Annotated in this window: 1 protein-coding gene; it reads right to left on the bottom strand. The window is 42.8% G+C overall.

Annotated features, from left to right (window positions below; translation table 11 throughout):
* Positions 1–580, bottom strand: a 580-nt coding sequence (locus tag GO495_RS31915; RefSeq protein WP_205691387.1) for a condensation domain-containing protein, incomplete at both ends; no start/stop codon positions are given.

Raw genomic sequence — 580 nt, 5'->3', positions numbered from 1 at the left:
CGCGCTATATGATCCCCCCTTTTGCTGCCCCGGTAAGGCTCCTCCATAAATTTATCCAACTCTTCATAACTGATCTCTTTGCCAAGACCATAATCTGAAGGGGTAAATACAGCCCCTGTTTGTGATACACAATGATTAATTAATTCCGTGATAGCAGAGATGTAACTTGATGAGAGCTGTGCAATCGTACTGTCTTCATAATGACGTTTGCTATAGTTCCAGTGAACAAATAACTCGCCACCTTGCACCATGCTGTTCACACTTATCTTTACTGACTGCCGGTTACCTGCAGCAATATCAGCGCCTGTAGCTTCTTCGGCTGGCACCAGTAATTTGCCGCTATTGTCTAACTGACCTAAGTAATTAAATAACAGGTCGAAACTGGTGGTTTTTGTTTCTTGTAAGCCATAACCCAGCCCTTTGTCGGGGATGCTACGCAGTTGTTCTTTTATGCCTTTTAATAAGCTACCTGTATCTTCTTTATTTTTCAATAACACCGGGTACATCGATGTAAACCAGCCAATGGTACGACTTACATCTACTGATGAGGAGATATTTTCCCTGCCATGACCTTCCATTC

This window comes from Chitinophaga oryziterrae (assembly GCF_009758125.1).
Taxonomy (GTDB): Bacteria; Bacteroidota; Bacteroidia; order Chitinophagales; family Chitinophagaceae; genus Chitinophaga; species Chitinophaga oryziterrae.
This window is presented reverse-complemented; position numbering and strand designations above follow the sequence as displayed.